The organism is Pimelobacter simplex, assembly GCF_900114845.1.
Classification (GTDB): domain Bacteria; phylum Actinomycetota; class Actinomycetes; order Propionibacteriales; family Nocardioidaceae; genus Nocardioides; species Nocardioides simplex.
The window spans coordinates 144,315-164,633 of sequence record NZ_FOUK01000003.1 but is presented as its reverse complement, the minus strand read 5'-3'; the positions used below and the strand labels follow the sequence as shown (position 1 = coordinate 164,633).

At 74.3% G+C, this 20,319-nt stretch carries 18 protein-coding genes; 7 read left to right on the top strand and 11 right to left on the bottom strand.

The window, feature by feature from the left end; translation table 11 throughout:
* Window positions 1–2: 2 nt before the first annotated feature.
* From prcA to dop, 4 genes are read right to left on the bottom strand one after another with little or no spacing between them, the layout of a single operon-like run.
* Window positions 3–887 (bottom strand): proteasome subunit alpha, encoded by an 885-nt coding sequence (gene prcA, locus BM223_RS13395; protein WP_038678925.1) that lies wholly within the window; start codon window positions 885–887, stop codon window positions 3–5.
* Entirely contained in the window at window positions 884–1,738 is an 855-nt protein-coding gene (gene prcB, locus BM223_RS13390) for a proteasome subunit beta (protein WP_038678923.1), read from the bottom strand. The genes prcA and prcB overlap by 4 nt, the downstream gene beginning before the upstream one ends.
* Before the next feature lie 6 nt (window positions 1,739–1,744).
* Window positions 1,745–1,942 carry a ubiquitin-like protein Pup gene (locus tag BM223_RS13385; RefSeq protein WP_038678921.1) on the bottom strand — a complete coding sequence of 66 codons (198 nt, stop codon included), beginning with the start codon at window positions 1,940–1,942 and terminating at the stop codon, window positions 1,745–1,747.
* A 17-nt stretch (window positions 1,943–1,959) separates the two neighbouring features.
* Window positions 1,960–3,468, bottom strand: a complete 1,509-nt coding sequence (gene dop / locus BM223_RS13380; protein WP_038678919.1) for a depupylase/deamidase Dop — start codon at window positions 3,466–3,468, stop codon at window positions 1,960–1,962.
* Window positions 3,469–3,533: 65 nt separating this feature from the next.
* Here dop and BM223_RS13375 point away from each other — a divergent pair, with 65 nt between their 5' ends.
* Window positions 3,534–4,307 (top strand): DUF1206 domain-containing protein, encoded by a 774-nt coding sequence (locus BM223_RS13375; RefSeq protein WP_141267303.1) that lies wholly within the window; start codon window positions 3,534–3,536, stop codon window positions 4,305–4,307.
* 221 nt (window positions 4,308–4,528) lie between these two features.
* Here the strand turns inward: BM223_RS13375 and BM223_RS13370 are convergent, their stop codons facing one another.
* Genes BM223_RS13370 through BM223_RS13340 form a run of 7 tightly spaced genes read right to left on the bottom strand, consistent with a single transcriptional unit; the run spans window position 4,529 to window position 13,237 of the window.
* Window positions 4,529–5,740: a cysteine desulfurase-like protein gene (locus BM223_RS13370; protein WP_038678916.1), complete on the bottom strand. Its 1,212-nt coding sequence runs from the start codon at window positions 5,738–5,740 to the stop codon at window positions 4,529–4,531.
* Window positions 5,737–6,942, bottom strand: coding sequence for a metal-dependent hydrolase family protein (locus BM223_RS13365; protein ID WP_038678915.1), 1,206 nt, complete (start codon window positions 6,940–6,942; stop codon window positions 5,737–5,739). The genes BM223_RS13370 and BM223_RS13365 overlap by 4 nt, the downstream gene beginning before the upstream one ends.
* Window positions 6,939–8,018, bottom strand: coding sequence for an S-methyl thiohydantoin desulfurase family protein (locus tag BM223_RS13360; RefSeq protein WP_038678913.1), 1,080 nt, complete (start codon window positions 8,016–8,018; stop codon window positions 6,939–6,941). The genes BM223_RS13365 and BM223_RS13360 overlap by 4 nt, the downstream gene beginning before the upstream one ends.
* Complete coding sequence (locus tag BM223_RS13355) at window positions 8,015–9,580, bottom strand: hydantoinase/oxoprolinase N-terminal domain-containing protein (protein ID WP_200887117.1); 1,566 nt, start codon at window positions 9,578–9,580, stop codon at window positions 8,015–8,017. Before BM223_RS13355 ends, BM223_RS13360 begins: the two co-directional genes overlap by 4 nt.
* 44 nt (window positions 9,581–9,624) lie before the next feature.
* Complete coding sequence (locus BM223_RS13350; RefSeq protein WP_052138619.1) at window positions 9,625–10,629, bottom strand: ABC transporter permease; 1,005 nt, start codon at window positions 10,627–10,629, stop codon at window positions 9,625–9,627.
* Complete coding sequence (locus BM223_RS13345; protein ID WP_052138617.1) at window positions 10,626–12,173, bottom strand: sugar ABC transporter ATP-binding protein; 1,548 nt, start codon at window positions 12,171–12,173, stop codon at window positions 10,626–10,628. Before BM223_RS13345 ends, BM223_RS13350 begins: the two co-directional genes overlap by 4 nt.
* A gap of 8 nt (window positions 12,174–12,181) precedes the next feature.
* Window positions 12,182–13,237: a sugar ABC transporter substrate-binding protein gene (locus BM223_RS13340; protein ID WP_038678911.1), complete on the bottom strand. Its 1,056-nt coding sequence runs from the start codon at window positions 13,235–13,237 to the stop codon at window positions 12,182–12,184.
* Window positions 13,238–13,524: 287 nt separating this feature from the next.
* On the opposite strand from BM223_RS13340, the gene BM223_RS13335 reads away from it, so the two are divergent.
* The 6 genes from BM223_RS13335 to BM223_RS13310 all read left to right on the top strand — a co-directional run bounded on the left by BM223_RS13335 (window position 13,525) and on the right by BM223_RS13310 (window position 20,318).
* Window positions 13,525–15,102, top strand: coding sequence for a hydantoinase/oxoprolinase N-terminal domain-containing protein (locus BM223_RS13335; RefSeq protein ID WP_218030662.1), 1,578 nt, complete (start codon window positions 13,525–13,527; stop codon window positions 15,100–15,102).
* A complete protein-coding gene (locus tag BM223_RS13330) occupies window positions 15,095–16,135 on the top strand; it encodes a DUF917 domain-containing protein (RefSeq protein WP_052138616.1) in 1,041 nt (346 codons plus the stop codon). Before BM223_RS13335 ends, BM223_RS13330 begins: the two co-directional genes overlap by 8 nt.
* On the top strand, window positions 16,132–17,652 hold the full coding sequence (locus BM223_RS13325) for a helix-turn-helix domain-containing protein (protein ID WP_052138615.1): 1,521 nt from the start codon (window positions 16,132–16,134) through the stop codon (window positions 17,650–17,652). Before BM223_RS13330 ends, BM223_RS13325 begins: the two co-directional genes overlap by 4 nt.
* Before the next feature lie 115 nt (window positions 17,653–17,767).
* Window positions 17,768–18,487, top strand: coding sequence for an aspartate/glutamate racemase family protein (locus tag BM223_RS13320; RefSeq protein ID WP_038678909.1), 720 nt, complete (start codon window positions 17,768–17,770; stop codon window positions 18,485–18,487).
* Window positions 18,484–19,221, top strand: a complete 738-nt coding sequence (locus BM223_RS29510; RefSeq protein ID WP_141267304.1) for an HpcH/HpaI aldolase family protein — start codon at window positions 18,484–18,486, stop codon at window positions 19,219–19,221. The genes BM223_RS13320 and BM223_RS29510 overlap by 4 nt, the downstream gene beginning before the upstream one ends.
* The gene (locus BM223_RS13310; RefSeq protein ID WP_052138613.1) at window positions 19,218–20,318 is read left to right on the top strand and encodes a threonine aldolase family protein; all 1,101 of its coding nucleotides are present in this window, start codon (window positions 19,218–19,220) and stop codon (window positions 20,316–20,318) included. The genes BM223_RS29510 and BM223_RS13310 overlap by 4 nt, the downstream gene beginning before the upstream one ends.
* Window position 20,319 lies beyond the last annotated feature (1 nt).

The window sequence follows — 20,319 nt, the reverse complement described above, 5'->3', positions numbered from 1 at the left end:
CGTCAGAGCGGCGGCGCGACGGGCGGCTCGCCCGTGCTGGGGTCCTCGAGCGGGGCGACGCCCCCGGAGACCTGGTCGGTCGGGTCGGTGGGGTCGTCGGTGGCCGAGGCCGTCGCACCGGAGCCGCCGGAGCCCGGGGCGCCGTCGTCGGGCAGCGGGGCGGCGTGCTCGGCCGGACCGCGGTCGCCGAGGATCTCGTCGAGACGGGCCGGCAGCAGGCGGCGGAACTTCCGCGGCTGGGTGCGCGTGCGGTCGAGCACCGCGACCTCGAGGTCGCCGACCGGGATCACCCGGTCCTCGACCTTGCCGCCGTCGGCGGTGTGGCCGAGCGCGGCGACCGCGACGTGGAGCGCGTCGGCGAGCGAGGCGCCCTCGGAGTAGTGCTCCTGGAGGTACTTGGCGACCGTGTCGGCGTCGCCGCCCATCACGGCGTAGCCGTGCTCGTCGGCGACCCGGCCCTCGTAGGTGAGGCGGTAGATCTGGTCGTCGGCGGCGGTGGTGCCGACCTCGGCCACGAAGATCTCGACCTCGTAGGGCTTCTCGCCGCCCGAGGAGAAGATCGTGCCGAGCGTCTGGGCGTAGGCGTTGGCGAGCCCGCGGCCGGTGACGTCGCGCCGGTCGTAGGCGTAGCCGCGCATGTCGGCGAGCCGGACGCCGGCGATGCGCAGGTTCTCGAACTCGTTGTAGCGGCCGACCGCGGCGAACGCGAGCCGGTCGTAGAGCTCGGAGACCTTGTGCAGCGCCTGCGAGGGGTTCTCGGTGACGAGGAGGACGCCGTCGGCGTACTGGACGGCGACGAGGGACCGGCCCCGGGCGATGCCCTTGCGGGCGAAGTCGGCCCGGTCCTTCATCAGCTGCTCGGGCGAGACGTAGAACGGGGTGCTCATGACTGAGCCTCCTCTCCCCCGCCGGGCAGCGGGGCGACGGGGCCGTCGGGACGCTGCAGGCGGGCGCCGACGACCTGGTCGGCGAGCTCGCCGATGCGCTCCTCGGGCAGCCGGACGCCGCCGTCGGCGGTGACCACCCAGACGACCGGGAAGATCCGCCGGGTGAGGTCGGGGCCGCCGGTCGCGGAGTCGTCGTCGGCGGCGTCGTAGAGCGCCTGGAGGCAGACCCGGACGGCGTCGTCGGAGGTGAGGTCGTCGCGGTAGAGCTTCTTGAGCGCGCCGCGGGCGAACATCGAGCCGGAGCCGACCGTGAAGAAGGAGGCCTCCTCGTGCCGGCCGCCGGTCACGTCGTAGCCGAAGATCCGGCCGGTGCGGCTGTCGAGGTCGTAGCCGGCGAACATCGGGACGACGGCCAGCCCCTGCATCGCCATGCCGAGGTTGGCCCGGATCAGCGCGGAGAGCCGGTTGGCCTTGCCGTCGAGCGAGAGGACCGAGCCCTCGATCTTCTCGTAGTGCTCGAGCTCGACCTGGAACAGGCGGACCATCTCGACCGCGAGACCGGCCGTGCCGGCGATGCCGACCACGGAGTACTCGTCGGCGGGGAAGACCTTCTCGATGTCGCGCTGGGCGATGACGTTGCCCATGGTGGCGCGGCGGTCGCCGGCCATCACCAGGCCGCCGGGGAAGGTGACCGCGACGATGGTCGTGCCGTGGGGCGCGATCTCGGCAGCGCCGCCGGCGGGCAGCGAGCGGCGGGCGGGAAGCAGGTCGGGGGCGTTCTCGGCGAGGAAGTCGCTGAACGAGGAGGTGCCCGGGCGCAGGAAGGCGCCCGGGATGCGCGCGTCGCTCATCAGGGCCTACTGCCCGCCCTTCTGGATGAACGACTTCACGAAGTCCTCGGCGTTGGTCTCGAGCACGTCGTCGATCTCGTCGAGGATCGCGTCGACGTCGTCGTCGAGCGTCTCCTTGCGCTCGGCGACGTCGCTCTCGGGCGCGACCTCGGTGGCCTCGTCGGCCTCGTCGGACTTGCGCGGCTGCTTCTGCTCCTGAGCCATGTCTGAACCCTATCCACTCAGCGGGTGAGCGCGCGGACCAACTCGTCGGCCGTTGCGCACTTGTCGATCAACGCACCCACGTGCGCCTTGCTTCCGCGCAGCGGGTCGATCGTCGGGACACGCTGCAGGGACTCGCGTCCCGGCAGGTCGAAGATGACCGAGTCCCACGACGCGGCGGCGATGTCGGGCGCGTACTTCTCGAGGCACCGGCCGCGGAAGTAGGCCCGGGTCTCGGCCGGCGGGTTCGTCATCGCGGAGTCGACCTCGTCGTCGGTGAGCAGCCGCTGGATGCGACCGGCCCCCACGAGACGGTGGTAGAGGCCCTTCTCGGGCCGGATGTCGGAGTACTGGTAGTCGATGAGCTGGAGCTTGGCGTCGTTCCAGGCCAGCCCGTCGCGGGAGCGGTACTGCTCGATGAGCTTGAGCTTGGCGACCCAGTCGAGCTGATCGGCCAGCGACATCGGGTCGGCCTCGAGCCGGCCCAGGACGTCCTCCCAGCGGGCGAGGACGTCGACCGTCTGGGCGTCCGCGTCGGCGCCGTAGCGGTCCTCGACGTACTTCTTCGCGAGGTCGAGGTACTCGAGCTGGAGCTGGATGCCGGTCAGCCGGCGGCCGTCGGCGAGCGTGATCACCTCGCGCAGGCCGGGGTCGTGGGAGATCGCGCGCAGCGCGCCGACCGGACCGTCGACGGTGAGGTCGCGGGAGATGAACCGGTCCTCGATCATCGCGAGCACCAGCGAGGTGGTGCCGACCTTGAGGTAGGTGGCGATCTCGGAGAGGTTGGCGTCGCCGATGATCACGTGGAGGCGGCGGTACTTCTCGGGGTCGGCGTGCGGCTCGTCGCGGGTGTTGATGATCGGGCGCTTGAGCGTGGTCTCGAGGCCCACCTCGACCTCGAAGAAGTCGGCGCGCTGGCTGATCTGGAAGCCCTCGCCGCGGCCGTCCTGGCCTCGGCCGACCCGGCCGGCGCCGCAGAACACCTGGCGGCTGACGAAGAACGGCGTGAGGTGCCGGACGATGTCGGCGAACGGCGTCGAGCGCCGCATCAGGTAGTTCTCGTGGGCGCCGTAGGACGCGCCCTTGTTGTCGGTGTTGTTCTTGTAGAGGACGATCTGCGGGCTGCCCGGCAGCTGCTGGGCCCGGCGGGCGGCGTCGAGCATGACCTGCTCCCCCGCCTTGTCCCAGCGCACGATGTCGAGGGGGGTGACCACCTCGGGCGTGGAGTACTCCGGGTGCGCGTGGTCGACGTAGAGCCGGGCGCCGTTGGTCAGGATGACGTTGGCCAGCCCGAGGTCCTCGTCGGTGAGCTGGGTGGGGTCGGCGATCTGGCGGGACATGTCGAAGCCGCGCGCGTCGCGCAGCGGCGACTCCTCCTCGAAGTCCCACCTCGCCCGGCGGGCCCGCACCGTCGCCGTGGCGTAGGCGTTGACGACCTGCGAGGAGGCGACCATCGGGTTCGCGGTCGGCTGCCCCTGGACCGAGATGCCGTACTCGACCTCGGTGCCCATCACGCGGCGCACGCTCATGACTCCACCCTACGGCGCGGGGCGAGCCGCGGCATGGGGTCGTCTCGCGCGGGTACACCGCAGACGTGCCCGGCCATCCTGTCCTCGACCGCCTCGCCCGTCTCGGGATGCTCGCCTACGGCCTCGTCTACGGCCTCGTGGCGTGGCTCGCCGCGGCCCTCGCGCTCGGCGACCGGCACGGCAGCCCGTCGGGCCAGGGCGCCTTCCAGCAGCTCGCCCAGGAGCCGGCCGGGCGGGTCGCGCTCTGGCTGGTCGCGGCCGGTCTCGCCGGGCTGGCGGTCGACCAGGCGGTCCGGGCGGTCCGCGGGTCCGACGGCTGGTTCACCCGGGCCGGGTCGGCCGGCCGGGCCGTCGTGCTCGGGTTCCTGGCCGTGCTCGCCGTGCGGTCGGCGCTCGACGGCTCCGGCTCCGGTGGCGGCCGGGAGGGCCCGCGGGGCCTGACGGTCACCCTGATGGACCTGCCGGTGGGACCGGCGATCGTGGTCGCGCTCGGCCTCGGGATCGTCGCGGTGGGCGGTGCCAGCGTGGTCCAGGGCCTGGGCGACGCCTGGCACGACGACCTCGACGCCGACGGCCGCAGCGGCACCACCGGCACCGTGATCGAGGCGCTCGCCCGGACCGGCTACCTGAGCCGCGGGCTCGCGTTCGGCGTGATCGGCGGGCTGTTCTGCTGGGCGGGGCTCACCCACGACCCGGACAAGTCGGGTGGGCTGGACCAGGCGATCGTCCGCTTCCGGGACGAGCCCTACGGCCGCTGGGTGATCCTGGTCGTGGCGGCCGGGCTGGCCTGCTACGGCGCGTACCACGTGGCCCGTGCGTGGTACCTGCGCGGGCGCTGATGCGACGGGCCCCGCACCGCAGTGGTGCAGGGCCCGTTCGCGGGAGTCGCGTCAGCGGCTCTTGGCGACCTTGACGGCGGCGGTGATGCCGAGCGCGACGAGGACGACGATGACGAGCTTCTTCATGGGATGGCTCCTTCGGGAGTCGGCGGGGGTGGTCGGGGTCCATCATGGCAAGCCGGTGGGAATCGCGTCCCACCGACGCGCGGATCGATCCGGCGTCAGCGGCCGAGCACGTCGGTGAGGGCGTCGAGCGCGCGGTCGACGTCGCCCCGGTCGCTGTAGGGCGCGAGCCCGAGCCGCAGCCCTCCGGTGGGCGGCAGCCCGAGCGCCCGGGCGCCCTCGTCGGCGTAGAAGGTGCCGGCCGCCGCGCACACGCCGCGAGCCGCGAGGTCGGCGACGACCCGGTGCGGGTCGCGACCCTCGACGGTGAGCAGGAGGGTCGGGGTCCGGCGGGCCGCGCGCGACCAGACCCGGACGCCGGGCAGGTCGTGCAGCGGCTCCTCCAGGACGGCGCGGAGCGCGTCCTCGTGGGCCTCCAGCGCGGTCATGGTGCGCAGCACGCGGGTCCGGCGGTCGTCGCCGTCGTCGCCGGGCGTGAGCGAGGCGAGCAGGTCGACGACCGCGGTGGTGCCGGCGAGCAGCTCGTAGGGCAGTGTGCCGAGCTCGAAGCGCTCGGGCAGCGCGTCGGTCGACGGCGCGAGCTTCGCGGGGCGCAGCGGCGCGAGCGCCGCGCGGCGGGCGACGAGGACGCCGCAGTGCGGACCGAGCACCTTGTACGGCGAGAGCACCAGGAAGTCGGCGTCGAGCGTGCCGAGGTCGACGGGTGCGTGCGCGACGAGGTGGACGCCGTCGACCCACACCTGCGCGCCGTGCGCGCGGGCCAGGGCGGCGATCGCGGTGAGGTCCGGCCGGGTCCCGGTGAGGTTGGACGCGCCGGTGAGCGCGACCAGCCGGGTGCGCCCGGAGAGCTGTGCGGCGACGCCTGCCACCGGGATCTCGCCGGTCGCGGGATCGGGGTCCACCCGGCGCACGACGGCGCCCGCGGCCGCGGCGGCCAGGACCCACGGCCGGATGTTGGAGTCGTGGTCGAGCGTCGAGACGACGACCTCGTCGCCCGGTGCCCAGCCCGCGGCGATCGTGCGGGCCAGGTCGAAGGCGAGCTGGGTCGCACTGCGACCGGCCACGACAGCGTGGTCGGTGGCCCCGACCAGGTCGCCGACAGCCGAGCGGAACGCCTGGACGACGGCGTCCGCGTTGCGGGCCGAGGCCGTCGCCGAGCCGCGGTTCGACAGCGGCGCGAGCAGCACCGCCCGCATCGCGTCGGCCACCGGCGCCGGCGTCTGGGTGCCGCCGGGACCGTCGAGGAAGACGGTGCCGTCAGCGAGCGCGGGCACGAGGGAGCGCAGCCGCGCGACGTCGTACGACGTCACGGGAGGACGCCGTCCTGGATCACCATGCGGAGATTCTCCGCGAACCGGTCGAGGTCGCTCCAGTCGCCGTCGAGGACCAGCAGGTCGGCGCGGGCGCCCACGGCGATCGTGCCGACGTCGTCGAGCCCGAGCAGCTCGGCACCGACGCGGCTGGTCGCGAGCACCTCCTCGGGACGCATCCCGGCGGCGGCGAGCAGGCCGAGCTCGCGGTGGTTCTGGCCGTGCGCGAACACGCCGCTGTCGGTCCCGAGGGCGATCTTCACACCGGCCTCGTGGGCGCGGGCGACGGCGGCGAGGTGGCCGTCGGCGATCCGGCGGGCCTTGTCCTCGACCTCGGGCGGCACCCGCATGCCCGCGTCGATCGCCTCGACGAGTGCGACCGGCGCGAGCAGCGTCGGCACCAGCCAGGCGTCGCGGTCGAGGAGCAGCTCGATGCCCGCCTCGTCGAGGTAGACCCCGTGCTCGATCGAGCGGACCCCGGCCGCCAGCGCCCGGCGGATGCCCTCGCCGCTGTGTGCGTGGGCCATCACGCCGAGGCCGTGGTCGGCCGCCTCGGCGACGCACACCGCGAGCTCGTCGTACGAGAACTGCGGGTGGTGCGGGTCGTCCCGGGTCGACATCACGCCGCCCGAGGCGCACACCTTGATGACGTCGGCACCGGCCCGGGCGAGCTCGCGCACGCGCAGCCGCATCGCCTCGACGCCGTCCACGACGCAGCCGGGGCGCCCGGGGTGCGGCGGCAGCAGCCGGACGTCGTCCCCGTGCACCGTCCAGCCGTCGGCATGACCGCCGGTCGGGCTGAGCACCGAGACCGCCGTGCGCAGCCGCGGGCCGGGCAGCAGGCCGCGCTCCTGGGCGACCTTCATGCCGAGGTCCGAGCCGCCCGCGTCGCGCACCGTGGTGACGCCCGCGGCCAGCGTGGCCCGCATCGCGCCGGCGGCCTGGAAGTACTGCAGCGAGAACGGCTCGGACTGGAGCCGCTGGGCGTCCATGCCGTCGAAGACGAGGTGCACGTGGCAGTCGACGAGACCGGGCGCCACGACGGCACCGGTCACGTCGACGGTCGCGCCGGCCCGGGCGGCCAGCGGACCGTCGACCCCCACCTCGACCACCCGGGCACCGTCGACGACGACGTCGGCCCGCACCGGGGTGGTCCCGTCCCCGACGAGGACGCGACCACCCCGCAGCAGGGTGCTGGTCATCCAGCGATCTCCTCGACCGGACGGAAGTCCACGTCGTAGCCGAACCGCCGGGGTCCGCTGATCTCGACACCGGCCGGCGTGCGCCAGTGGCCGTCGGCCGGGAGCCCGATCACCGCGACCCGGTAGCCGTAGCGGATGACCTCGGACGGGATCGGCTCGCCGGAGTCGAGCTCCATCGCCATGATCAGGTCGGGCGTGGTGGCGACGAACTCGCCGTTGCGCGTGGCGGCCAGGTTCTCGTTCTGGAAGTACATCGTGAACTCCTGGCCGTCGAACGCGTCCAGGCCCACCATGTTCGCCTCGCCGATGGTCCAGCCGTCCTTGTTCTGGCGCTGCACCGACTGCACCTTGCCCGTGAACAGCAGGACGCCGTCCTGCTGGTCGAGCACGGCCTGCACCGGGTTGACGTGCTGCTCGCGCGCCTCGCGGATGGCACGGCCGATGTCGGAGGCCGTCGTCAGCGCGCCGCGGACGAGCCGCTTCTTCGCCTCGGCGCCGGTCATCGGGTAGAGCGCCATCGCGGCGTTCGCACCACTGGCCAGGACGCCGGCCCGGGCGTAGTCCTCGGCCCAGGCGTTGGTCGCGGTCTCGGCGAACATCGTGTTGCCGTGCTCGTCGAGCATCACGAACGGGGTGGCCTTGCCGCCGTACAGCGTGGGCGTGACCATCTCCAGCTTCGGGAACGCGCGGCCCATGCCGTCGGCGTCGATCACCGGCACTCCGGACGGCGCGGCGCACGCGAAGGGCGTCACCGCGTTGAGGCCGCCGGCCTCGGCCGGGCAGACGTAGTCGTACTTCTGGCCGGTGAACCGCTCCAGCTCCTGCAGCACCCGCTCGTACTCGGCCGCGCGGGGCAGCTTCTCGATGAGCACGCCGGGCGCGCCGATGCCGGCGATGAACACGATGTGCGCGTCGTCGGGCACCTCCTCGAGGTCCACGAGCGGCACCGGGCCGTGCTTGCGGATGGCGTCGCAGGCCAGCAGCATCCCGACGTGCGGGTCGCCGCCGCCGCCGGAGCCCAGGATCGTCGAGCCCAGGGTCATGTCGAGCAGCGCCTGCTCGTCGATCATCTTCATGCCAGTGCACCTTCCAGCTCGCTCTTGGTGGCCGTGAACGGCCCGACTGCCTTGATCCGCACGTGCACCGCGCCGCCACCGGGCAGGTGGGTGAGCGGGACGTCCTCGACGTCGATGACCCGCACCAGGTCGGGGTCGGCGCCGGCCTCGACGGCGAGGCGGCAGGCCTCCTCCTCGGCCTCGGCGAGCACCTCGGCCCGGGTCCGGGTGGCCAGCGAGTAGGTCCGGTCGACCTCTCCCCCGGCCTCGGCGAACGCGGCGCCGACGGCGTTGGCGACCCCGGCCTGGTCGGGGATCACCAGGTCCTCGAGACCGGGCACCGCCTTGAGCAGCGGCGCACCGCCGCCGACGACGATCACCGGGACGGCGTCCTCGCTGAGCTTGGTGCGCTCGACGGCGTGCACGAGCCGGTCGCGGACGACGGCCAGCGCCCGGTCGACCGCGGCCCGGTCGAGCCCGGCCGCCAGGGCGCTGTCGCCGACCTCGGGGGCACCGGCAGCGACGGCGACGTCGGTGAAGGTCAGCGTCGAGCCGCCGAAGACCAGCGCCTCCTCGGTGATCCGGTAGCCGACGCTCTCGGGGCCCACGGTCGCGCCGTCGTCCTCGATCCTGGTGCCTCCGCCGAGGGCGAGCGAGAAGACGTCGGGGATGCGGAAGTTGCTGCGCACGCCGGCCAGGCTCATGGCGACCGTCGACTCGCGCGGGAAGCCGTTCTGCAGCAGGCCGATGTCGCTGGTCGTGCCGCCGACGTCGACCACGACGCCGTCCTGCAGGCCGGTGAGGAGGGCCGCGCCCCGCATCGAGTTGGTCGGGCCCGAGGCGATGGTGAAGATCGGGTAGGCGCGGGCCCGGTCGAGCGACATCACGGTGCCGTCGTTCTGCGAGAGCAGCACGGGTGCGGCGATGCCGACGCCCGCGACGACCTTCTCGAGACCGTCGACGACGTTCTCGGCGAGGCCGAGCAGCGCGGCGTTGAGGATGGTCGCGTTCTCGCGCTCGAGCAGGCCGACCCGGCCCACGTCGGCCGACTTGGTGACGGTGACGCCGGGCAGCTCCTCGGCGAGGATCTCGGCGGCCCGGTCCTCGGGTGCCGGGTTGACCGACGAGAACACCGAGCTCAGCGCGACCCGGCGCAGCCCGGCCTCCCGGATCTGCGCGGCGATGGCGCGCAGGCCGTCCTCGTCGAGCTCGGAGAGCAGCCGGCCGTCGAACTGGGAGCCGCCGGCACACACGAAGATGTGCTCGCCGACGACGTCGCGCAGGTGCTCCGGCCAGCCGCTGTGCGGGAACATGCTCTGCGGCGGCGTGGCCAGCCGCACGAAGGCGACCGGCTCGAGGCCGCGCGCCTGCGCGATGGCGTTGATGAAGTGGGTCGTCCCGATGAAGACGGACGAGACGTCGGCCGCGTCGACGTCCTCGAGCACCTCGGTGAGGGCGGCGAGGATGCCGGACGTGACGTCCGGGGTGGTCGGGCTCTTGGTGGAGGCCACCACCCGGGGGCCGTCGAGGACGGCCGCGTCGGTGTTGGTGCCACCGACATCGACTCCGATGCGCAGGGACATGGGGAACTTCCTCTCGAGGGGGTGGAGCGCGGAGGTGCGCAGGGTCAGTCGCGACGGGCGCGGTCGATGCCGACGGCGACGAGGAGGACGACGCCCTGGACGGCGCCGATCCAGAACTGGGGCATCCCGCTGAGCAGCAGGATGTTGGCGAGCACGACCAGGAACAGGATGCCGAGCAGCGTGCCGAAGAGGCTGCCCTGGCCGCCGGAGAAGCGGGTCCCGCCCAGCAGCACCGCGGTGAGCGCGAAGAACTCGTTGCCGATGCCGGCCGACGGGTCGGCGGCGCCGAGGTTGCCCAGGAGCAGCAGGCCCGCGATGCCGGCGCACAGCGAGCAGATGCCGTAGCAGGCCATCGTGATCGCGGTGACCGGAAGACCGGCGAGGCGAGCGGCCTCGCGGTTGCTGCCGACGGCGTACACGTTGCGGCCGAAGACCGTGCGGTTGAGCACCACCCACAGGACGGCGAAGACGACCGCCGCGACGATGATCGGCGTGCGGATGCCGAGCACCTCGCCGTTGGCGAGCGTGTCGAGTGCCGGGCTGTGCACCGGCTTGCTCGCGCCGTCGAGGATGACGCGCAGCAGGCTCGGCAGGATCGTGTACGTCGCCAGCGTGACGATGAAGTAGTTCATCCGCGCCCGGGTGATCAACAGACCGTGCACGACGGCGCCGATGGCCGTCGCCGCGACGAGGCAGCCGACGATCATCAGCCCGTCGGTGAAGCCGCGGCCCACCAGCAGGTAGACGAGACCGCCGGTGAAGCCCTGGACCGCGCCCGTCGACAGGTCGAAGCCGACCTGCAGCACGACGAAGGTCTGGCCGAGTGCCATCACCAGCACGGCGGAGTACGTCGCCAGCTGCAGCATCAGGTAGTCGGCGTCGCGCATCTGCGCCACGAACGGCATCGAGCCGACGAACATCGCGAGCAGGATCAGGCCGAACAGCGTCTGCTGGCGCATCGTCGGCGGGAGCGCTCGGACCCGGTCGAGCACCGGGTTGCCCGAGCCGGAGGGCCCGGCAGGGGCGTCGGGGGCGGTCACGGCGGTCATGCGAGCACCTCTTCGAGTTGATCGGTCGGGGCGTCGGGTGACGCCGAGGAGCCGAGCGAGGCGGCGAGCACCTCGTCCGGGGTGGTGGCCGCGCAGGGGCGGTCGAGCACCACGCGGCCGTCGTACAGGACGACGATCCGGTCGGCGAGCGCGAAGATCTCCTCGAACTCGCTGCACACGGCCACGACGGCGGTGCCCTCGGCCGCCGCGGCCGCGAGCGCCTCGTGGATCGCGGCACGGGCCGAGGCGTCGACCCCCTGGGTGGGCTCGTCGGCGACGACCACTTGAGGCCGTCCGGCCAGTGCCCGGGCGACGACGACCTTCTGCTGGTTGCCGCCGGAGAGCAGCCCGGCCTGCTTGTCGGGCAGCGGCGGCCGGATGTCGTACGACGTCACGAGCTCGCGGCCCACCCGGCGCTCGCCGCGCCGCGACCGGAAGGGGCCGGTGCGCAGGGCCGGGTCGTCCTGGCCGAGCAGGAGGTTGGCCTCGACGCTCTGGTTGCCCATGATCGCCGCTGCGTGGCGGTCCTCCGGGACGTAGGCGACCCCGGCCGCCCGCGCCGAGCGGATGCTGCCCGTGCGGATCTCGGTGCCGGCGACCTCGACGGTGCCCTCGACGGCGTGGGACCCCGCGAGCGCGGCGGCCAGCCGGGAGCGGCCGCTGCCGCTCTGGCCGGCGATGCCGACGATCTCGCCGGCCCGCACCGTCAGCTCGGGGACGTCGAGACCCCGCCAGCCCCGGATGCCGGTGGCGCGCAGCACGACGGGGGCGTCGGTGCCGGTGCGGTGCTCGCGCTCGACGCCCTCGTCGGCCGAGAGGAGCGCGACGATCTCGCGCTCCGACTGCGGCGTGACCGCGCAGTCGAGCTGGACCCGGCCGTTGCGCAGGACCACCACGTCGTCGGCCAGCTCCAGGACGTCCTTGAGCCGGTGCGACACGATCAGCACGGTGCCTCCGCGCTCGCGGAACGAGCGGACCAGCGCGTGGAGCGCGACCACGCCGTCCTCGTCGAGCACGGCGGTCGGCTCGTCGAGCAGCAGCACCTGGGGGTCCCGGGCCATCGCCGCGGCGAGCTGGACGAGCTGGCGCGACGACTTGCTCAACGAGCCTGTCGGCCGGTCCAGCACCCCCTCGGGCAGCAGCCCGGCGACGTGCTCGGCGGCGAAGCGCCGGGCCCGGCGGTCGTTGAGGAAGATGCCGGAGCGGCGGGCCGGGCTGACCAGGCTGACGTTCTGCCACACGGTCAGGTGCCCGGCGAGCGTGGGCTCCTGGGGCACCAGCACCACGCCCGCGTCGAGCGCGTGGTGGACCGAGCGGACCGGGTGCGACCCGAAGGCCAGCACCTGGCCGCTCGTCGGCGGCAGCAGACCGGCGAGGATCCGCAGCAGCGTGCTCTTGCCGGAACCGTTCGCGCCGACGACCGCGCTGACCCGGCCGGGCACGAATGCCAGGTCCACGCCGTCGAGGGCGAGCGTCGGGCCGAACCGGCGGGAGACGGACTCGACCTGGAGGGCCGGCGTCGTCCGGAGACCGAGGGCGTCCACGATCGGCCTCAGTAGGTGTGCGGGAGCTCGACGTACTGGATGCGCTCGGGCCACGGGACGAAGTCGCCCACGTTGTCCTGCGTGAAGATCTCGCCCAGCGGTGCCTCGACGACCTCGTTGGCGAGCTTCTCGCCCTTCAGCGCGCGAGCGACCAGGCCGGCCATCTCCTTGCCGTAGTTGGTGCCGCCGAAGTCGTACGACAGCGCGAGCTCGCCGGACTCGAGCTGCGCGATGTTGGCGTCCTCACCGGCCATCGTCGCGATCTTGACGTGGTCGAGCACGCCGGCCTGCTTGGCGGCCGCGATGGCGCCGGTGGCCGACGCGGAGTTGTAGACGACGAGGGCGTCGAGGTCCGGGTGCTGGGCGAAGATGCCCTGCGCGATCTGCTGGGCGCCCGGGGCGTCGTCCTTGAGGTTGCGCTGGTTGGCCGGGTCGCCGACGACGTCGAGCCCGCCCGCCTTCAGGCCCTCGACCGCACCGGCGACGGCGTCCTCGATGTTGTCGGTCGGGATGCCCGACAGCACCGTCGCCTCGCCGTCGCCGCCGACGATCTCGGCGAGCGCCTCACCGGTGTCGCGGCCGCGCTGCTGGTCGGGGAACGCCAGCTTGCCGGTCACGTCCAGGCCACCGAGGTCCTGGAAGATGAACAGCGGGATGCCGGCCTTCTTCGCCGCCTCGACACCGGGGCGGATCGCGTTCGCGTCGAGCGGGAAGGCCACGATCGCGTCGACCTTCTGGGCGATCGCCTCCTGGATCCGCTGGTTGGCGACCGCGAGGTCGAGCTGGTTCTGCGCGTTGGTCTGGTAGACGTCGACGAGCTTCGCGCCCTGCGCGTTCAGCTCGGTCGCGAGCCCCTGGGCGATGCCCTCCATCAGGGCGTTGCCGGGCATGCCGTCGATGTAGGTGACGGTCTTGCCCGCGAGGGGGCCGGACGCGTCGATCTGCGCGGCCTTCACCTCGGGGGCCGGCGCGTCACTGCCGCTGCTGCCGGTCGTGCCGCTGCTGCAGGCCGTGATGGCGAGCGTGGCCGACGTGGCCAGGGCGAGGAGGAGTGGACGGTTCATGATGTCTCCCGGTGGAGGGGGTTTCGATGTGGCGGCAGTCAAGTCCCGCCGGTCCTCGTGCGCAGGAGGCAATGAGCACTGCCGGTGCCCCCGCGCTGAGCACATCGCCCGATCCCGGGGGCGCCGCGGCGGTGCCGGACGGCGGCGCGGTGGGCGACCGGCGTCACAGGCCTGTGCGACCTGCCCAGTGACGCGCGACCCGGCTGTGCGTCGTGCATGGTCACGGCACCCGTGGCGTCACTAGGCTGCTGCCGGTGGACCGCGCGGCCCACCGGCGAGGAGCGATCATGTTGCGCCTGGGCATCGACGTGGGCGGCACGAACACCGATGCGGTCCTGCTCGCCGGCGACACCGTCGTCGCCGCCGCCAAGGAGGCGTCGAGCGCCGACGTGACGACCGGCATCGCCCGCGCCGTCGGAGCCGTCCTCGCCGGCCGGCCCGGCCAGGCCCGCGAGGTCGCGGCCGTGATGATCGGGACCACCCACTTCCTCAACGCGCTCGTCGACGGCTCGCAGCTCGCGCCGACGGCGGTGATCCGGCTGGGGCTGCCTGCCGCGGCCGCCGTCCCACCGCTGTCGGGGTGGCCGGACCGGCTGCGCGCCTCGGTCGGCGGGCACGTCTTCCTGTGCCGCGGCGGTCACGAGTACGACGGCCGGCTGATCTCGCCGTTCGACCCCGCCGAGTTCCGGGCGGCCGTCGACGCGGCCCACCACGCCGGCGCCCGCTCCTACGCGATCTCGTCGGTCTTCTCCCCCGTCGACCCCGACATGGAGCTCGCGGCCGCGCAGATCCTCGCCGAGGAGCTGCCCGACGCCCCGGTCAGCCTGTCCCACGAGATCGGCACCCTCGGCCTGCTCGAGCGCGAGAACGCGACCGCGCTCAACGCGGCGCTGCGCGAGCTCGCCGAGGTGGTCACCCACGGCCTGGTCGCCGCGGTCCGGGCCGCGGGCGTGGCCGCACCGATCTTCCTCAGCAGCAACGACGGCACGCTGATGGGTGTCGAGTACGCCCGCCGCTTCCCGGTCGCCGCGCTCGCCTCCGGTCCCGCCAACTCGATGCGCGGCGCGGCCGTGCTCGCGGGCCGGCCCACCTGCACCGTGATCGACGTGGGCGGCACCACCGTCGACATCGGCGTGCTCGAGCAGGGCTACCCGCGCGAGGCACCCGACGACGTCAGCGTCGCGCTGGTGCCGACCAACGTCCGGATGCCCGACGTGATCTCGCTGAGCTTCGGCGGCGGCAGCGTCGTCGGCGGCACGGCCGCGCACCCCACGCTCGGGCCGCGCAGCGTCGGCCCCCGGCTGCGCCGCGAGGCCCTGGCCTTCGGCGGCGACGTGCTGACCGCCACCGACATCGCCGTGGCCGCAGGCCGCAGCGACCTGGGCGACGCCGCGCTCGTGCGCCGGGTCCCGGACGCCCTGGTGACCGCCGTCCTGGCCCAGGTACGGCGTGCGCTCGGCGACGCCGTCGACCGGATGCGGCTCTCGGTCGACCCGGTGACGGCCGTCGTGGTCGGGGGTGGCGGTGCGATCGTCCCGGACGACCTGCCTGGCGTCGCCGAGGTGATCCGGCCCGCGCACCACGAGGTCGCCAACGCCGTCGGCGCCGCGGTCGCCGTCGTCAGCGGCGAGGTCGACCGGGTCGTCACCGCGCGCCGGTCGGGCGCGCGCGCCGCCGTCGACGCCGCCTGCCAGGAGGCGATCGACCGGGCGATCGCCGCCGGTGCCCGGCCCAGCACCGTCCAGGTCGTCGACACCGTGCGCCTCCCCCTCAACTACCTGCCCGGCGAGGCCTACCGGGTCCGGGTCAAGGCGGTCGGCGAGCTCGCCCTCCAGGAGCCGGTGCCGGCGGTGCCCCGTGGCTGAGCGGCGGATCGAGCGCGAGGACGTCGATGCCTTCGCCGCCGGCGCGGCCCTGCTCGGCGCCGGCGGGGGCGGCGACGTCCGGGTCGGCGCGCACCTGCTGCGGCACCTGCTGGCGGAGCGGTCGCTGCGCCTGGTCCCGGCCGCGGACCTGCCGCCCGACGGCATCGTCGTGCACACCGGTGCGGTCGGCTCCCCCGACGTCATCTCCGAGCGGCTGCTCAGCCCGGTCGACCTCGCCCGCGCCGCGGCCGCCGTCGCCGAGCAGGTGATGGGCCCGATCCGGGCGGCCGCCGCCTTCGAGATCGGCGGCCTCAACGCGCTGGTCGGCGCGATCGGGGCCATCGAGCTCGGCCTGCCGTTCGTCGACGGCGACCTGATGGGCCGCGCGTTCCCCAAGCTCACCCAGAACACGCTCGCGCTCCACGGCGTCGCGCCCGTGCCGCTGGCGGTCGCCAGCCCGGCCGGTGACGTGGTCGTGGTGCCCCTGATGGGACCGCGGGCCGTCGAGCCGATCCTGGCCGGGATCACCGCCGGCATGGGCGGCGCCGCCTCGGTCGCGGGCTACCCCACGACCGCCGGCGACCTCGCCCGGCTCGGTGTGCGTGGCAGCGTGAGCGCCTGCCTCGAGCTGGGCCGGCGCTTCCTCGCCGCCCGCTCCGCCGCGCTCCCGGTGCTCGTCGCCGACCTGGGCGCCCGCCTGCACGGCGTCGGCCGGGTCGAGGAGATCGTGCCGCGCCACGGCGGCACCCCGGGCACCGTCACCGTCATCGACAGCGAGGACGGCGCGGTCGTCCGCGTCGACCACCAGGAGGAGTTCCTGGCCACCGCGGTCGACGGCGTGCCGGCCGCGTGCACCCCCGACGTCGTCGCGGTGCTCGACAACCGAAGCCGGCGCCCTCTCCAGGTCGAGGAGGTGCGGGTCGGGCAGGCCGTCGTCGTCTGCTCCCTCCCGCCCCTGCACGCCTGGCCCGACAGCGCCCGTGACCTGGTCGGGCCGACGGCCTTCGGCCTGGTCGGGATGGAGGACCGATGAGCGAGACCCTGCGCGTGGCCGACCTGCTGGCCGAGCCCGAGCTCAGCGGCGCCCGGGTGGTCGCGGGCGCTGCCGGCCTCGAGCGGCTCGTCCTCGACGTCGCCTGGTACGACGCCGGCGACCCGGCCGCCGTCGCCGACAGCCTGCTCCTGTGCCGGCCCGAGGCGGTCGCGCCCGCCTACCGCCTCGACGCCCTGGTCCGCCGTGCCCACGACAGCGGCGTCGCCGGGCTGCTCGTCGTCGCCGAGACCGAGGTGCCGCTGCTCGCCACGAGCCGGCTGGCCGACCGGCTCGCCGTCCCCCTGGTGTGGCTGCCGCACGGACGGCCGGTGCACGTGCTCCAGGAGCTGACCGTGCGCGTGCGCGCCCCCGAGCTCGCCGAGGCGCGCGTCGTCAACCGGGTCGTGCGCCGCGTCCACGGCCGGCACACCGCCCCCGAGATCCTCGGCGCGGTGGGCGACGAGCTCGCCGTCCCGGTGTCGATGCTCGCCGCCGACGGGCGCAGCCTCGTCGGACCCGAGCTCGAACTGCCCGACGAGATCCGGCTCGACCGGGCCATCCCGCAGCGCGAGGCCGGCTTCCTGGTGCACCCGGTGCACGACCCCGACAGCCCGCGGGTGACCGCCTGGCTGGCCGCCCGGCTCGACCGCCCCTCGCACGGCCGGATGAACCAGGTCGCGAGCGCGCTCGCCGTCACCGAGCCGCACGTGCGCAGCTGGCTCACCACCCAGCGCGCCCAGTCGCGCCACGACGCGCTCGTCGAGCGGCAGACGCTCGCCGAGATCGTCGCCCACCGCGACGGCGTCAGCCGCGGCGTCGTCGAGAGCGCCGTGTCGCTGGGCTGGCAGCTCCAGCAGTGGCACGTCGGCGTCCACGCCGTCCCCCGCACCGGGCTCGACGACAACGACCGCGAGCGCGCCCGGGCCCGCTGGGCGAGCGAGCTCGCGGCGCAGGGCGTCGCCGTCGTCGCCTGCCAGGACGACGGCGACCGCTGGCTGGCATGGGCCTCGGCGGAGGTCGAGCCGCCGACGGCCGACGCCCGCGCCGTCCTCCAGCAGGTACGCCGCGCCGCCGCCGCGATGCCCCGCGACCTCGGCATCGCCGTCGGCATCGGCCGGCCCCACCGCGGTCCGGGCGGCCTGGTCGAGACGCTCGACGAGGCCCGCAACGCCGCCCTGCTGGCGCTGAGCCACGACTACCGGCCGGTGGTGGAGCACTCCGACGAGCTCGGCGTCGCGCGCCTGCTCGCCACCTGGCAGGAGTCCGAGGTGACCCGCTCGTTCGCCGAGACGGCGCTCGCACCGCTGATGGACGCGCCCTCCCAGGTGCTGCTCGCGACCCTGCGCGCCTACCTCGAGTGCGGTGGCTCGGTGGTCGAGACGGCGGCCGCGACGGGTGCCCACCGCAACACGATCACCACCCGGCTGCAGCAGATCCGCGAGCGGCTCGGCGTCGACCTCAACGACCCCAGCCAGCGGCTCGCGCTGCAGGTCGCCTGCCGCTCGCTGCGCGTCTGAGCCCGTCCGAGGCAGCCTCCGGCCCTGCCGCCCGCCTCGGCCTGTGCACCTCGCCCATGCCCGCGGCCGGTGACCCGGACCTAGCGTCGGGACTCCCCGAACAGAGGAGCCCTTCATGCACATCCGCGTCATCCTGCCCGCGATCGGCGACACGTTCCTGCAGTCCGCCCTCGACGACGCCACCGCCTGGGCGCTGCCCGACACCAAGATCGACGCCGTCCCGCTGCTGCGCGGCACGGCCAGCATCGAGTCGGAGTACGACGAGGCGCTCGCCGCCCCCGGCATCCTCGACCGGATCGCCGAGGCCAAGGCCGACGGCGTCGACGGCATCTTCATCACCTGCTTCGGCGACCCCGGTGTGCACGCAGCCCGCGAGGTCATCGACGTCCCGGTCGTCGGCGGCTTCGAGCCCGCCATCTTCACCGCGATGGCCCACGGCGAGCGGATCGCGATCATCACGGTGCTCCCCAACGTGCTCCCGATGCTGCGGTCGCTCGCCCGCCGCTACGGCGTCGAGGACCGGATCTCCGCCATCCGGGTCATCGACCTGCCGGTGCTCGGCCTGGATGACCACGACCTGATGATCCAGCGGCTCTCCGAGCAGGCCGTCGACGTGGTCGAGTCCGGCCAGGCCGACGTCGTCGTGCTCGGCTGCACCGGCATGCTCGGCGTCGTCGAAAAGATCCGCGAGGCGCTGGCCGAGGCGGGCCACCAGGTCCCCGTGGTCGACCCGACCGGCGCGGCGATCACCTGGCTCGAGAGCAGCGTGCGGCTCGGCCTCTTCCCCAGCCGGACCACCTACATGGTGCCGCCGGACAAGGCCCGCAACGCGTGAGCCCGTCTCCCCTCCCGGCCCAGAGCCCCGGCACGGTTCCCGTGCCGGGGCTCTGGCTCACCGTCCTCGGGCCCGCGGCGCTGGCCGCCGTCCTCGCCGACGCGACCACGCGCCCGCAGTGGCTCGGGGTCGACCTCCAGCACGGCGAGATCGGCTGGCCCGACGTACCGCACCTGCTGCGCTGTGCCGAGCTGCACGACACACCCGCGCTGATCCGCACGGCCGACCACTCCCCGGCGGCCATCGGCCGTGCGCTCGACCTCGGCGCGCGCGGCGTGGTGGTGCCCGCCGTCGAGAGTGCTGAGCAGGCGGCGGCCGTCGTCGCGGCCACCCGGTTCGCACCGGCCGGGACCCGGAGCGACGGCTACCGGCGTCCTCCGGCGCGTCCGGCCGCGCTGCCCGGACTCCCCGACCCCCTGGTGCTGCCGATGGTCGAGACCGCCGCCGGGCTCGGCGCCGCGGCCGACATCGTCGGCACCGACGGCGTCAGCGGCGTCTTCGTCGGGCCGATCGACCTGGCCCGGTCGTCCGGATGGCGCCCCGACGGCCCCGAGCTGACGGCGGCCGTCGCCGGTCTCTCGGCGCTCACCAGGAGCGAGCAGCGCCTGCTCGCCATGTTCGCGCTGTCCCCGGAGCACGCCGCGACGCTGCCGCCCCTCGACCTCGTCGCCCTCGGCACCGACCTCGGCCTCCTCGGCACGGCGGTGTCCCGCACGTTCGGAGCCTCCCGATGATCCTCGACCTCAGCAGCGACCACGTCGCCCCCGCCCATCCCGCCGTGCTCGCGGCCGTCGCCGAGGCCAACCAGGGCCGCGCGCGGTCGTACGGCGCGGACCCGTGGACCCGCGAGGCGGAGCGCCGGCTGCGCGCGATCTTCGGCCCGCGGATGTCGTACCTGCCGGTGTTCAACGGCACCGGCGCCAACGTGCTGGCCCTCACCGCGATGACCCGCCGCTGGGAGTCGGTGCTCTGCGCCGAGGACGCGCACGTCCACACCGACGAGACGGCCGCGCCGGAGCGGGCCGGGCTCAAGCTGGTGCTGGCCCCCTCGCCGACCGGGCGGATCTCGCCCGGCACGCTCGCCCGGCACCTCGCTCCCGGCAACCGGCACCGGCCCCAGGTGTCGGTGCTGTCGCTGACCCAGAGCACCGAGCTCGGCACCTGCTACTCCGTGGCCGACCTGCGCGCCCTGTGCGCTGAAGCGCACGAGCTCGGGCTCGCCGTCCACCTCGACGGCGCCCGGCTCGCCAACGCCGCCGTGACCCTCGGCGTCTCCTGGGCCGAGCTGACCACGGCCGTCGGCGTCGATGTGGTGTCGCTCGGCTGCAGCAAGAACGGCGGCCTGCTCGGCGAGGGCGTCGTCGTGCTCGAGCCCGGTGCGGTGCCCGGCCTCGACTACCTGCACAAGGCCGTCGGCCAGCTGCCCGCCAAGACCCGCTTCGTCTCCACCCAGCTGCTCGCCCTGCTCGACGACGACCTCTGGTACCGCAACGCCCGCCACGCCAATGCCCAGGCCCGGCGCCTGGCCGACGGCCTGGCCCGGCTCGACGACGTCCGGGTGCAGCTGCCGACCGAGGCCAACGCCGTCTTCGCCGACGTCTCCGCGGAGGTCGCCGCCCGGCTGGCGCAGGACGTCGCCACCGCGACCTGGCAGACGACAGGAGAGCGAGGAGAGCGCCGGCTGCTCCGGCTGATGACCGCCTGGGACACCGACCCGGCCGACGTCGACCGGGTCCTGGCCTGTGCCGCGGCCGCCGTCGGGGCGGGCCGCCCCCAGCAGGCCGAGCCGGTGTGCAGCTCGCCCACTGCCCTGTCCGCGCCGCGTCCCTAGG